Origin of the sequence: Candidatus Thalassolituus haligoni (assembly GCF_041222825.1) — a bacterium.
Classification (GTDB): Bacteria; Pseudomonadota; Gammaproteobacteria; order Pseudomonadales; family Oceanobacteraceae; genus Oceanobacter; species Oceanobacter antarcticus.
This window is the reverse complement of sequence record NZ_CP139482.1, coordinates 2466357-2479743: the sequence shown is the minus strand read 5'-3', so window position 1 is coordinate 2479743 and position 13387 is coordinate 2466357. Positions and strand designations below refer to the sequence as shown.

Annotated in this window: 11 protein-coding genes; all 11 read left to right on the top strand. The window is 53.1% G+C overall.

Annotation, left to right across the window (positions count from 1 at the left end):
* Positions 1 to 5: 5 nt before the first annotated feature.
* The 11 genes from SOJ49_RS11060 (at position 6) to cas1e (ending at position 13386) form a co-directional block, all read left to right on the top strand.
* Positions 6 to 2903: an insulinase family protein gene (locus SOJ49_RS11060; protein ID WP_369854564.1), complete on the top strand. Its 2898-nt coding sequence runs from the start codon at positions 6 to 8 to the stop codon at positions 2901 to 2903.
* A 76-nt stretch (positions 2904 to 2979) separates the two neighbouring features.
* On the top strand, positions 2980 to 3366 hold the full coding sequence (locus SOJ49_RS11055) for a VanZ family protein (RefSeq protein ID WP_369854563.1): 387 nt from the start codon (positions 2980 to 2982) through the stop codon (positions 3364 to 3366).
* Positions 3367 to 3444: 78 nt separating this feature from the next.
* Entirely contained in the window at positions 3445 to 6195 is a 2751-nt protein-coding gene (gene cas3, locus SOJ49_RS11050) for a CRISPR-associated helicase Cas3' (RefSeq protein WP_369854562.1), read from the top strand.
* 65 nt (positions 6196 to 6260) lie between these two features.
* The gene (locus tag SOJ49_RS11045) at positions 6261 to 6524 is read left to right on the top strand and encodes a DUF1778 domain-containing protein (RefSeq protein ID WP_369854561.1); all 264 of its coding nucleotides are present in this window, start codon (positions 6261 to 6263) and stop codon (positions 6522 to 6524) included.
* 194 nt (positions 6525 to 6718) lie between these two features.
* A complete protein-coding gene (locus tag SOJ49_RS11040) occupies positions 6719 to 7219 on the top strand; it encodes a GNAT family N-acetyltransferase (RefSeq protein WP_369854560.1) in 501 nt (166 codons plus the stop codon).
* A gap of 70 nt (positions 7220 to 7289) precedes the next feature.
* The gene (casA, locus tag SOJ49_RS11035) at positions 7290 to 8933 is read left to right on the top strand and encodes a type I-E CRISPR-associated protein Cse1/CasA (protein ID WP_369854559.1); all 1644 of its coding nucleotides are present in this window, start codon (positions 7290 to 7292) and stop codon (positions 8931 to 8933) included.
* On the top strand, positions 8930 to 9691 hold the full coding sequence (casB, locus tag SOJ49_RS11030; protein ID WP_369854558.1) for a type I-E CRISPR-associated protein Cse2/CasB: 762 nt from the start codon (positions 8930 to 8932) through the stop codon (positions 9689 to 9691). Before casA ends, casB begins: the two co-directional genes overlap by 4 nt.
* Positions 9692 to 9714: 23 nt before the next feature.
* Positions 9715 to 10779, top strand: a complete 1065-nt coding sequence (gene cas7e, locus SOJ49_RS11025) for a type I-E CRISPR-associated protein Cas7/Cse4/CasC (protein ID WP_369854557.1) — start codon at positions 9715 to 9717, stop codon at positions 10777 to 10779.
* 5 nt (positions 10780 to 10784) lie between these two features.
* Positions 10785 to 11564: a type I-E CRISPR-associated protein Cas5/CasD gene (gene cas5e / locus SOJ49_RS11020; protein WP_369854556.1), complete on the top strand. Its 780-nt coding sequence runs from the start codon at positions 10785 to 10787 to the stop codon at positions 11562 to 11564.
* A complete protein-coding gene (gene cas6e / locus SOJ49_RS11015) occupies positions 11564 to 12304 on the top strand; it encodes a type I-E CRISPR-associated protein Cas6/Cse3/CasE (RefSeq protein ID WP_369854555.1) in 741 nt (246 codons plus the stop codon). Before cas5e ends, cas6e begins: the two co-directional genes overlap by 1 nt.
* A gap of 161 nt (positions 12305 to 12465) precedes the next feature.
* Positions 12466 to 13386, top strand: a complete 921-nt coding sequence (cas1e, locus tag SOJ49_RS11010; RefSeq protein ID WP_369854554.1) for a type I-E CRISPR-associated endonuclease Cas1e — start codon at positions 12466 to 12468, stop codon at positions 13384 to 13386.
* Position 13387: the final 1 nt, after the last annotated feature.

The window sequence follows — 13387 nt, the reverse complement described above, 5'->3', positions numbered from 1 at the left end:
CGTTTATGTCTGATTCTGCTTTTCGTCATCTGGGTGCCACTCCGGTTGAATCCCTTAATCTGGTGGTTCACCACTATGAACACAGCGGCACCGGGGCGGTTCACTACCACCTGGAGTCTGACCACGACGAAAAGGCCTTTATGGTCGCAGTTCGTACCATGCCGAAAGACTCCACCGGAGTAGCGCACATTCTTGAGCACACGGTGCTGTGCGGTTCGGAAAAATTCCCGGTACGTGATCCGTTCTTTATGATGACCCGGCGCTCGCTCAACACCTTCATGAACGCCATGACCAGCAGCGACTGGACCGCTTACCCATTTGCTTCCCAGAACGACAAGGACTTCAACAACCTGCTCGACGTTTATCTGGATGCGGTCTTTTTCTCGCGTCTGGATCCGCTCGACTTCGCCCAGGAAGGCCACCGGCTGGAACTCGAAGACCCGCAAGACCCGAACTCCAAACTGGTATTCAAAGGTGTCGTATTCAACGAAATGAAAGGGGCCATGTCATCTGCTGTGTCGCAGCTATGGCAAGGTATCAGCTCCTACCTGTTCCCGACCACCACCTATCACTTCAACAGCGGCGGCGAACCGGCAGAGATCACCCAGCTCAGCTACGACCAGCTGATGCATTTTTACAAAAGCCATTATCACCCCAGTAACGCCGTGTTCATGACGTTTGGTAACCTCAACGTTGATGAACTGCAAGCCCGGCTCGAAAGCGAAGTGCTGTCGCGCTTTGAACGCCAGACCCAGAGCTGGAGTGTTCCGGCAGAACAACGCTACGCTGCCCCCGTTGCTGTGCAGGAATATTATGGTGTTGATGGCGATGACCTCAGCGCCAAAAGTCACCATGTACTGGGCTGGTTGCTGGGCTTCTCGATCGATCTGGACGCCCAGCTGGAAGCCAACCTGCTCAGCCAGATACTGCTCGACAACAGCGCCTCGCCACTGCGTCGTGCGCTGGAACAGACCGAACTGGGTGGCTCGCCATCACCGCTGTGTGGTCTCGAAGAGTCCAATCACGAAATGAGCTTTATGTGCGGTGTGGAAGGCAGTGAACCGGAACATGCCGAAGCCGTAGAAACCCTGATCCTCGACACCCTGAAGCGGGTAGCCGAAGAGGGTGTAGAAGCCGACATCGTTGAATCCGCCTTGCATCAGCTGGAACTGCACCAGCGCGAGATCGGCGGTGACCACTATCCCTATGGCCTGCAACTGATTTTTAATGCATTACCCGCCGCAACCCATCACGGTGACCCGGTAGCAATGCTCAACCTCGACCCGGCACTGGCCCGCTTGCGTACCAACGCCAGTCAGCCAGGTTGGGTACAGGCAGCCGTCACCCGTCTGTTACTGAACAATCGCCATCGCGTACGCTACAGCCTGCTGCCGGATGCTGGCCTGAACGCCGAAGCCAAGCGACTGGAACAGCAGCGTCTGAACACTATTCGCGCCAATTTGACGACGGATCAGTTGCAAGCCATTCGCGACCAGGCGGAAGCTCTGCAACAACGTCAGGCAGCAGAAGACGATCCTGGTTTGTTGCCACAAGTGACCCTCGAAGACGTCAAGCCCGAGCTTCACCACGTCGCCCCCGACAACCGCTATACCGAAGCGCTGACGACGACCGAATACATTGCAGGCACCAACGGCATTCTGTACCAGCAACTGATTGCCGACCTGCCCGAACTGAGCGCCGAACAACTCAGCTGGCTGCCATTGTTTACCAACGCCTGGAGTGAAGTAGGTGCCGGAGGCAACGACTACCTGACCCAGCAAGTCAAACAGACCGCATTGGTGGGCAGCCTGTCGAGCTACGCTTCCATTCGTGGTGACGTCGAAGACAACCAACAGCTGCACGGCTACCTGGTGATGGGTGGAAAGGCACTGGGCACCAAAGTCAGTGAATTCAGCGCGCTGATGAAAGAGACCTGGCAAACCCCGACCTTCGATGAAAATACCCGCCTGCTCGACCTGCTGACCCAGATGAAAGCCCGCCGTGAACAGGGCGTGACCGGCAGCGGTCACAGCCTGGCGATGTCTACCGCCGCCGCCTCACTGAATCCGGTTGCCAACATCACCAACGTCATGAGCGGCATGCCCCAGCTGGTTGAACTGAAACAACGGCTGAAACTGGCTCAGCAAGACGGCGGAGCCTCTTTGTCTGCCGCGCTCAACAATCTGTACCAGTGTATCGCCAACAGCCCGGATGAAGCCTTGCTGGTTCATGATGCGCCCCATCGTGATGCCCACCTCACCGCACTGCAGCAGCAATGGCCACAGCCATCCGTGGTGACACCCACCACATTGGCCTGGACACCGGTACCAACCGCCAACTACTGGATGGTCGATTCACAAGTCAACTTTTGTGCCTGGGCACTGCCCACCGTCGCCATGGTGCACGAAGATGCCGCCGTACTGTCGGTATTGGCTGGAGTGCTGCGGAACGCCTACCTCCACACTGCCATTCGCGAAAAAGGCGGTGCTTACGGTGCCGGAGCGACGCAAGACAACGCCAGTAGCTGCTTCAAATTCTACTCCTACCGTGACCCTCGTGTTGAAGGCACCTTTGACGATTTCGCCGCCTCCATTGGCTGGGTACTGGAGCGCGCTAATGGCGACGATCTGGTAGAACAGGCTGTACTCGGACTGATCGGCGGCATGGATCGCCCTGGTTCGCCAGCAGGCGAAGCCAAACAGGCATTTCATATGGACCGGGGTGGCCGCAGCCGCGATTTGCGTCAACAGTACCGCGAGCGCCTGCTGGCGACCCGCTGGGCTGATGTCCAACGGGTAGCCGCCACCTATCTGAAAGATCAGAGCGGAAGCAAAGCCGTGATTGCCCCGCGTGGAACGCAAGACATTGCCGCCGCGCTTGGCCTGACCGCGCAAGGCTTTTAAACTCTGCACGCAGCCAGCGGGTGTTGCTCACCTGCTGGCTGTCTCCCTTGCCAACCTTATTTTTCGAGCAACCCCGATGACCACCTTGCTCTATCTCGCCCGAATCCTGCTTGTTGCTGTACTTGTTGTTGTGGTTTGGGCATCGCTCAAACAGACCGGCAACACCATTGCTGGCTCCGATAAAATCGCCCACTTCCTGGCCTACATGTCCCTGGCTGGACTGGGGCTGGTCAGCTTCCAGCTACTGCGTAACCAATGCCTGTTTATGCTGTTTTGCCTGGCACTGGGCGGCACCATGGAACTGATCCAAGGACAACTGCCACACCGGGTTATGGGCTGGGACGACATGCTCGCCAACAGCCTGGGCGTACTGACCGCCATTTTAGTCTATTGGCCACTGAGAGGGTGGATTGACCGGCTGCTGGGGCGGGGGACGACGACGGCTGCCACCAGTGGAGAATAACGCCGTTACCCCTCACCCTCACCTGTTGAGTCAGGGTGTTGTCTGATAGCGGCATCTTGTATTCAGGGAAGAATTCTTATGGTCGAGAACAATTATTATCGCTACCTGGGCAAAGCCAACGCCGGGAAAGACAATACGGCCCGCTACCATTTATTGGCTTATCACTCGCTTGATGTGGCGGCAACGGGGTATCTGTTGTTGTCTCAGCAGGATGGATTGCTGAATGATTTGTCGGATCTGCTGGAGCTTCCTCCCGAGTCATTAAAACGTCTGCTTACCTTTCTGTTGGCATTACATGATCTTGGTAAGTTTTCGGCCGCTTTTCAGCAGTTGCCCGTTTTTTCTGCTTTTTCATCCGGATTGAAACCGCCTGCGAGAAGCTATGATGCCAGCACACACCGGCATGACCGCCTGGGAAGTTATCTGGTAGAGCAGTTATTTCGTAATGGTCAGGTTGATATCCCTGGTTGGAATAACCGTCCGGTTCATGCCCGTAAAAGTGCCTTACAGTTCGGCAAGCTAATGGATGTGGTGCTTGGCCACCATGGCAAGCCGATCAATGCCCGCACTGATGAAATGCAAGCCTTCTATTGCGAAGAAAATATTGCCGATGCGTCAGCTTTTGTGGCGGATCTGTTCAATTTGCTTGACGTTGATTTGCCCGTTGAGCAACTGGTCGATAAAGAGTGGCAGGGCCGGTTCGCATTGGCCAGCTGGGTTCTGGCCGGTTGGGCGGTTATCTCAGACTGGGTTGGTTCGGATCAGCAATATTTCCACTACCGTACTGATGCGATGCCGGTCGATGAATACTGGCCAATAGCGCAACAAAACGCCCGTAGAGCGTTGGATGCAACCGATCTGATGGCCGGAATCCGGGCCAGTAATTTTCCTGGGTTTCAATCTCTGTTTGGTTTTGAGCCAACGCCGCTGCAACACTGGGCGGAACACATTGAGTTATCCGAGCAGCCGCAACTGTTTATTCTGGAGGACATTACCGGGTCGGGTAAAACTGAAGCGGCATTGACCTTGGTGCATCGATTGATGGCGGCAAAACATGCCCAAGGTTTCTATTTTGGCTTGCCGACCATGGCGACGGCCAATGCCATGTTTCATCGCTTGGCGGATCATTATCTGAAAATGTTTGATACGAGCTCTGGCCGTAAACCATCGTTGGTATTGGCTCACTCAGCTCGAGCAATGGATGAACGCTTCCGGGAGGCCGTAGGGGTTCAGGGAGCAGACGACAGTGTCTATGACCGTGATGACGAAACCGCCAGCTTGTATTGCAACCAATGGCTGGCAGATTCCCGCAAAAAAGCCTTATTGGCCCCGGTAGGGGTTGGCACGATCGATCAGGCTTTGCTCGGGGTGTTGCCTCGTAAACATCAGAGTTTGCGGGTGCTGGGTCTACATCATAAAGTGCTGGTGTTTGATGAAGTTCACAGTGCCGATGCCTATCAGCTGCAATTGCTGGAAACCCTCTTGAAGCTTCATCTTCATCAGGGGGGGAGTGCCATTTTGCTCACCGCTACCCTGAGCTTTGATGCCCGTGAGCGGTTGTGCCGAATCTGGAATGAGGTGCCGGTGTCGTCATGGGGCAAACCGTTAACCGGGCCATGGCTGACTCAGTCCAGAAGACTGGACGACTTCCCCCTGGCGACGCGTGTTGCAAGAGGAGAAACTCCGGATGAGGCCGCGGTGGGCAGCAGAGCTGCAGTTTCTCGGCGAGTCGACGTTGATTTTCTGCATGATGTTGACGTTGTGATCCAACAGCTGTTAGCTGCCGCTAAAACAGGGCGTTGTGTTGTCTGGGTGCGTAACACCGTAGGGGATGCTCAGCAAGCCTATGACACCATTAACCAGCAACTGGCCAATGTGCCATCGGACTCTGGCTTCACTTGTGAAACCCTGTTGTTTCACAGTCGCTTTACGCTGCATGATCGCAAACGTATCGAACGCCAAGTGTTGCATTGGATTGGAAAAACGAGTCAGCCAGCGCTCCGCGCTGGCAAAATCATCATTTGTACCCAGGTGTTCCAGGAAAGTCTGGATGCCGATGCGGATTTGTTAATAACCGATTTGTGTCCAATCGACGACCTGATTCAGCGAGCAGGGCGGCTGCATCGTCATCTTCGGGAGCATCGATCGGGTGAAACCCCCAAGCTGCTGGTGTATTCACCAGAGTGGCAAGAGCAACCAGCCCTTGACTGGCTGCAACAGAACTTTCGCGCGACGCAAGCGGTATATCAAAGTCCGGCATCGCTCTGGATGGCAATGAAAGTGCTGCGAGCGCAGGGCGGATACCGTATGCCGGACGATGCCAGACGGTTGATCGAATCGGTTTATGGTGAGTTGGCTCCAGCGCTACCAGAAGCTTTTGAAGGGCTCGAACTGGAATATCGAACGGCGCAGCGCCTCAAGGCCAGTACCGGCCAGATCCGTCGTATATCCATTGAACAGGGTTATAGCTGGGGTGTTGCAGATGGCGACTGGCCAGAGGATCAATCCGATCTCAGTACCCGTTACCAAGAGGTCGATCAGGATTCACTGGTTTTGGTACGCCGAGCACATGGCCAGTTAGTACCCTGGGTGAGTGATATACAATTTGCGATAGAACTCAGTACCGTCAAACTCGCGTCGAACAAGCGTAAAAAACTGACAGCCTTGCTTGATCCTTCGGATGGCAGTAGTGGCTCGCCAGACGTACTTGATTTTCTGCGGCGTTATCGTAACGCCAAATACCAGTATCTCTGGTTGGCAGAAGAAGATGAGGTGATGCGCTATTGTCTGGAATTAGGTGTGATTGCTGGTGTAATAAACAAAAGCTAATGTCTTTTAGTCATTTCGATTGATATAGTGTGTATCAGATTAATATACGGTGAAGGGGCATTGTTATGGCTAGGACAGCGCCAATCAATATGAGAGTGGAGCCAGGTCAGCAGGCACTTTTGACTAAGGCGGCTGCGTTGGTGAACAAGGACAGGACGTCATTTATTCTGGAAGTTGCCTGTCGAGAGGCTGAGAACATACTGCTCGATCAGCGACTTTTTCAGTTGGATGATAGTGCGTTCTTGGCATTTGAAGAAGCACTTGATCGCCCAGTTCCTCCGAATGCGAAACTGAAAAATCTTTTGTCTGAGGCATCCCCCTGGGATTAAGGTGTGTCTGTAAAATCCCCGCAGAGCGGGGAACAGGATCACACTACAGCTATCGTCGGTATATCTCCAAGTTACTGGAGAACGGTATGAGTTTAACGGATATGGTTTGATTGTTTAAATAAGACGATAGCTGTTGTAAATTTTTCTCAATCATTGATATTCTGGATGCAAAGCAAGGATAGGAGTCTATATTGATGGGGTCGCTGTTACAGCCCATGGCGTTGAATCATACTCATGAGTTATTGGGTTTCGATTGTGGCAACGAGTCCTTGAATGAATGGTTAATAAAACGTGCGCTCAAAAACCAGATCAGTGGGGCCAGTCGTACGTTTGTGATCTGCTCTGGTCAGAGGGTGGTTGGTTACTATGCTCTGGCAACTGGCAGTGTCGAACGTACACTGACGAATAGTAATTTCGCTCGTAATATGCCAGAACCTATTCCGGTGATTGTACTGGGACGTTTGGCGATTGACACTCGTTGGCAGGGGAAGCGATTGGGTGCTGCTTTATTAAAAGATGCACTGACAAGAGTTGTGCAGGTGTCCAACCAGGTGGGTATTCGAGGAGTGCTGGTGCAAGCAATCTCAGATACCGCAAAAGTTTTTTATCAACAGTATGGATTCCAGCCGTCGCCTACGGATGATATGTCGTTACTGATCTCGGTTAAAACGATACGGGAACATATGGTCTCGTGACTGCATCGATAGTTTCTTTACTCTGAGCAAGCATAAAACGAAGGTTTTGATAGACGACACAGGAGGTGTGATGAATCTGCTCAACGACCCATGGCTACCGGTTATTCTGACTGACGGCCAGCAAACAGACATCCGCATGGCAGAGATTGCCAGACCGGACATCCAGAATCTTGCATTTCCTCGTACCGACTTTCAAGGCGCTGCCTATCAGCTGATTATCGGCGTGTTGCAAACAGTGTTTGCGCCGGAAGACGAAGATGAATGGCTCGATCGTTTGCAAACCCCACCATCAGAATACGATTTGCAACAGGCGCTCGAACAAATAACCCATGCCTTTAATCTGACTGGCGACGGCCCGCTGTTTATGCAGGATTTTGACTCGTTAGAGAGCGCCAAATCATCATCTGTTGCGTCGCTGTTGATCGAAGCCCCCGGCGAAAACGGCATCAAGCTTAATACCGACTTTTTTATCAAGCGGCAGTTTATGCAGCAGATGTCGTTACCCATGGCGGCCTTGGCCTTGTTTACGTTACAAATCAACGCGCCTTCTGGGGGGCAGGGGCATCGTACCGGTTTGCGTGGTGGTGGGCCGCTATCGACATTGGTGTTGTCGAATCAGACTGAAGCCACTTTGTGGTCATCACTGTGGCTGAATGTCATGTGTTTGAGCTGGTTCCAGCAAGCGATCAAAGGTGAGTGGCCGGAACCGGATTTTACCGATGGTTCGGTATTTCCCTGGTTGGCCGCGACCCGTACCAGTGAGAAAAAGGGCAGTGCGGTGCTACCGATCGATGTTCATCCACTGCAGCGCTACTGGGCCATGCCCCGGCGTATTCGCTTGGATGTTGAAATGAGAGAAGGACAGTGCGACCTGTCTGGAAGGGCATCGAAACCACTGGTCAGCCACTACCGGTCACAAAATTACGGCGCTAACTATGAAGGTGACTGGTACGTTCATCCATTTACTCCGTACCGTGGAGACCCTAAAAAACCGGAAGAAGAGCGCTTGTCGATCAAGGGCCAGCCGGGTGGTATCAGCTACAAACAATGGGATGTTTTACGGCTGGCCGCAGATAGCAGCGACGATGGCAATCAGACCCCCGCATTGGTGGTAGAACATATGCACGAAATGGCCTACCGGCTGGCTGATGAGTTGCAAGAGCAGCTGCGTTTATGGGCGTTTGCCTACGATATGGACAATATGAAACCCCGTGGTTTCTATAGTATTGAAATGCCGTTTGTTGCTTTGCCACCGACGTTAGAAAAAGCCTTTTTTAGCGAGGTTAAACGGCTGCAAGGCTTGGCGACGGAGATACTCAAACAAGTACGCTCCCAGATCAAAAAGGCCTGGTTTGAACGCTCAGAAGATGCCAAGGGTGACTTCAGCTTTATTGACCTCACCTTCTGGCAGCGAACAGAAGCACATTTTTTTGCTGCCATCAGTGAGCTTGGCAAAATCGCCAAGGCGCATCCGGATTATCTGCAATTGTCGCCAGAGAGTGCCCGGCGTTGGTTAAAAGCCATGCAACGTACAGCGCTGGATATCTTTGACGAAACAGTACTGTCCAGTGAACCCGAACCACGCAAAATGAAAGACAAAATACAGGCCAGAAACGAACTGAAAGTCTGGCTGTATTACAGTAAAAAACCGATTCAACAGTTCAAAACGGACTACCAGGTTGACGTGACCGAACCACAGGAGGTGAGCCAGTGACAATCGCACCCTATTGCCAGTATTTGACGGTGGAACAAGCCCGGCAGCTACGGCGCTGGCACCAATCGATGAATGCGGCCCCGAGTGAATTGCAAGAGCAGAACATCATGCAGGCACCTTCTGGCCAGCGGGCCAGGTTATGTCGATCTGAAAATCTGCCTGCACTTTTGATGACCGATGGGTTTCGTCGGCTCTGGTTCACGATCAACCCTCCCGTGGACACTGATATTGATGAAGCTCCCGGCTCGTCAGACGCCGTTAAGTCAGCGGTCAAGCCGGCACCGAACGAGCTGGCACAACACTCGAAGCCACAAACAAAACGCAACTACCTGGATAACCACTTCGCCATGCTGGCCTGGGCCTGTGTGGCGGGTGTACTGGCGGATGTGCGTACCGATGTTACTCCACGGACAAAGACCAAAGATACCGCCAAGGGAAAATCCAAAAGTGAAGAAAACATCGACTACCGCTCGCTTGCCGCTATGGCCGGATCACCAGTAAAAAACAGTGAGCGTTCCCAGCTGAGTGAACTGAGATTTCAGCGGCTTCAGACCGCAGAGAGTGAAGAAGAGTTGTTACTGCTATTGCGCCGTCTGGTGAAACAACTGGATCGCAAGGCACCACTGGCCCGGCTGGCCGACGACATCCTTTGCTGGTTTGCGGAATATCACGACCGCGTGCCCCGAGACGTCGAAAAACGCATTGCTCTGAAATGGGCGACTGAATATTACCGCGCTGCCAGCAGCCACTCTAAATAAACTCACCGTAAAAGGAATTCATCATGAGCCAGTTTTTACAACTTCATATCCTCACCTCTTATCCGCCATCCAATCTCAATCGTGATGATATGGGCCGACCCAAAACTGCCCGTATGGGCGGCAGTGAGCGCCTGCGCATCAGCTCCCAGAGTCTGAAACGACACTGGCGCACATCCGACTTGTTTGAGGATGCTTTATCCGGCCATATCGGCACGCGTACCAAAAACATCGGCCCCAACGTTTATGCTGAACTGGTGGCTAATGGCGTGGCTGAGAAAAAAGCTAAAGAATGGGCAGCAGACATTGCCAATGTGTTTGGCAAGGTAAAAAAAGAACAGCTGGAGATTGAACAGCTGGTGCATGTAAGCCAGGCGGAGTGGAAGGGTGTCATGGCGTTGGCCAAGCAGTTGGCCGAAGAACAGCGGGCACCGGAAAAAGCAGAGTTGGAACTATTGCGTAAGGATCGTATGGACGCTGATATTGCCTTGTTTGGTCGGATGCTGGCATCCAAACCCGATAAAAATATCGAGGCCGCCTGTCAGGTTGCTCATGCCATCAGCGTTCATTCGGTCACTATTGAAGACGACTATTTCACCGCAGTGGATGACTTGAATGATGGACAAGATGATCTTGGTGCTGCGCATATTGGCGAGCGGGGTTTCGCCGCTGCCTTGTTCTACAGTTACCTTTGTATCAATGTTGACCAGCTGGTGGAGAACCTCAACGGCAATAAAGACCTCGCTGACAAAACACTCAAAGCTCTGACGGAAGCTGCTGTCAAAGTCTCACCAACCGGCTATCAAAACAGCTTCGGCAGCCGTGCTTATGCCAGTTACGTACTGGCAGAGCAAGGCGAACAGCAGCCTCGCTCCCTGTCTGTTGCCTTCCTCAAACCCGTAGACGGGCGCGAGCAGGGCATGGCGCTGGACACCATCGATGCGCTGAACAAACAAATCGAGATTTTCGACCAAGTCTATGAACCCTGTGCAGATACTCGCTATGCACTCGATGCCGTCACCGGCCAGGGAAGCTTCAAGGAGCTGTTAGCGTTTGTCAGTTTGAATAATGAGACCGGCAGCGAGGAATAACCAATATGGAATATCTGGTTTTTCGACTCTATGGGCCAATGGCCAGCTGGGGTCAAGCCGCTGTCGGCGGTGACCGGCCAACCGCAATGGCACCGGGCAAAGCCGCTATTATCGGCTTGTTAGGTGCCGCGTTGGGGGTGGAGCGCGATGATGAAGCTGGTCAACAGCGGCTGTTTGACACTATTGTCGTGGCCGTAAAACAGCTGGGTGCGGGCACCTTGCTGCGTGATTATCACACCGTACAAGCACCTTCGACGGATAAAAAATTCACTCATTACAGCCGTAAAAGTGAGCTGTCTGGCCCAAAGGAAAAACTGAATACGGTATTGTCGAGTCGTCATTATCGTCAGGATGGTGTTTGGGTAGTGGCCATTTCTCTTTCCCAACCCTCAGCAGAACTGACCTTGGAACGCTTGCAAGCAAAGCTGAAACGCCCCGTCTTTCCACTGTATCTGGGACGTAAATCTTGCCCTCCTGCCTTGCCGTTGACCCCCATGCTGGTATCGACCGACCAACTGAAACACGCTTTGGACACTGAATTCCCTGCCATCGTGGGAAGGGATGGTGTGGGCAACGATGTACATACCAGTGTTGCGACGGATCGCTATTGGTTGGGTATGGGTAAACAGGCGACTTACTACTGGCAAGGTGAGCTGGTGGATCTCGACGGTGAACGTCACGACGACACATTGACATACCACCCCTGGGATAACCCCATCAGCCGTAGCCGCTGGCAGTTTGGCCAGCGCCAGCAACACCAGCTCACCCTGATGGAGGATCGCTGATGTATTTTTCTCGAGTCACAATCAGCAACGCCCTGATCGCTTCCCAAGAGCTTGTAGAACTGGAAAAAAATGGCGCATACGCCAGTCATGCGTTGCTATGGCGACTGTTTCCTGGCTACGAAGGCAGCTGGAGCAACCTTAAAGGCAAAGCAAAAGAACAGGCCCAACGTCCGTTTCTGTTTCGCGAAGAAATCGGTACAAATGGTTTGCCGCTTTTTTATGTGCTGTCTGAACAACAACCCGTAGCGGCGCATCCTGCATTTGCCTGCCAGACCAAACCGTATCAGCCACGATTGAGTGCGGGCGATCGACTGGCTTTCAAGCTCCGGGTGAATCCTGTGGTCAGCATTCGCGATGAGCAGGGCAAATCACGACGTCACGATGTCCTTATGAACGCCAAGAAAAACACCGATGTCTCTGGCCTAAACATCCACGAAGCACAGCAGAAAAAAGCCCTGGCAGCTCACCAGGCAGCCCTTGGCTGGATCTCCGACAGTAAACGCCTGGCGGATTGGGGCATACAGTTGGAAAGTGAACCTGAGATTGATCATGACAGCTATTACCAACATCAACATTATCAACCGAAAGGAAAACGCACGATTCGCTACTCCACAGTAGATTATCAAGGGTTACTGACGATTGTTGATCCCGAGCGTTTTTTGCAGACCTTGGCCAAAGGTGTTGGCAAGGCTAAAGGCTTTGGCTGTGGGCTGTGGTTGATTCGCCGGTGTCAGGGGTGAAACCTTGGAGTTGGCCATCATCAGCATCAGCGGCCAGGCCCTGTTAGACGAATGCTTACCGCACGAGGATCAACTCATGACCGAAACCTGCGCCGAGTTTGACGTGGTCAAGTACTTGACCACTCGGGCTTAACCTATCACCCATTTGCAAGGACGCGCTTATGAGTTTTATCCCCCTTAAACCCATCCCGATCAAAGATCGTAACTCCATGATTTTTGTCGGCATGGGGCGCATTGATGTCCGTGATGGCGCTTTTGTCGTTATCGACGAAGTACACGGCGAACGCATGCATATCCCGGTTGGTTCCATCGTCTGTCTGATGTTAGAGCCGGGTACTCGCATCAGCCACGCAGCGGTCAAGCTGGCAGCGACCACCGGCACCTTACTGATTTGGGTTGGAGAAGCCGGTGTCAGGCTTTACTCTGCGGGCCAGCCCGGCGGAGCACGCTCCGACAAATTGCTCTACCAGGCACAACTGGCACTCGATGCGGATTTGCGCCTGAAGGTTGTCCGCAAAATGTTCGAAATCCGTTTTGGTGAAGAAGCGCCACAACGGCGCAGTATCGACCAGTTACGTGGTATCGAAGGCAGCCGGGTTCGTAAAATTTACCAGCAACTCGCCAAACAATATGGCGTGGACTGGCACGGCCGAGACTACGACGTAAAAGACTGGGACAAAGGAGATGCTATTAATCAATGCCTGAGTTCAGCCACCGCTTGCCTGTATGGCGTTACCGAAGCAGCCGTATTAGCCGCAGGATATGCCCCGGCTATCGGATTTTTACACTCCGGCAAACCGTTGTCGTTTGTGTACGATATCGCCGATCTGGTCAAATTTGAAACCGTCGTCCCCATTGCTTTCAAAGTAGCCGCCAAAAAGCCCCACCAGCCAGACCGGGAAGTGCGCATTGCCTGCCGTGAAATATTCCGCTCCAGCCGTTTACTAAGCCGACTGATTCCATTGATCGAAGACGTACTGGCCGCAGGAGAAATAGAACCGCCCAAACCACCAGAAGACGCCCAGCCACCCGCGATACCGGAACCACCCAGCGTGGGAGATGAAGGACACAGGAGTAAATAGC

Excerpts from the sequence above, each read along its gene's own strand:
- SOJ49_RS11060 (WP_369854564.1), top strand. The coding sequence starts at position 6 with ATGTCTGATTCTGCTTTTCGTCATCTGGGTGCCACTCCGGTTGAATCC.
- SOJ49_RS11055 (WP_369854563.1), top strand. The coding sequence starts at position 2,980 with ATGACCACCTTGCTCTATCTCGCCCGAATCCTGCTTGTTGCTGTACTT.
- cas3 (WP_369854562.1), top strand. The coding sequence starts at position 3,445 with ATGGTCGAGAACAATTATTATCGCTACCTGGGCAAAGCCAACGCCGGG.
- SOJ49_RS11045 (WP_369854561.1), top strand. The coding sequence starts at position 6,261 with ATGGCTAGGACAGCGCCAATCAATATGAGAGTGGAGCCAGGTCAGCAG.
- SOJ49_RS11040 (WP_369854560.1), top strand. The coding sequence starts at position 6,719 with ATGGGGTCGCTGTTACAGCCCATGGCGTTGAATCATACTCATGAGTTA.
- casA (WP_369854559.1), top strand. The coding sequence starts at position 7,290 with ATGAATCTGCTCAACGACCCATGGCTACCGGTTATTCTGACTGACGGC.
- cas7e (WP_369854557.1), top strand. The coding sequence starts at position 9,715 with ATGAGCCAGTTTTTACAACTTCATATCCTCACCTCTTATCCGCCATCC.
- cas5e (WP_369854556.1), top strand. The coding sequence starts at position 10,785 with ATGGAATATCTGGTTTTTCGACTCTATGGGCCAATGGCCAGCTGGGGT.
- cas6e (WP_369854555.1), top strand. The coding sequence starts at position 11,564 with ATGTATTTTTCTCGAGTCACAATCAGCAACGCCCTGATCGCTTCCCAA.
- cas1e (WP_369854554.1), top strand. The coding sequence starts at position 12,466 with ATGAGTTTTATCCCCCTTAAACCCATCCCGATCAAAGATCGTAACTCC.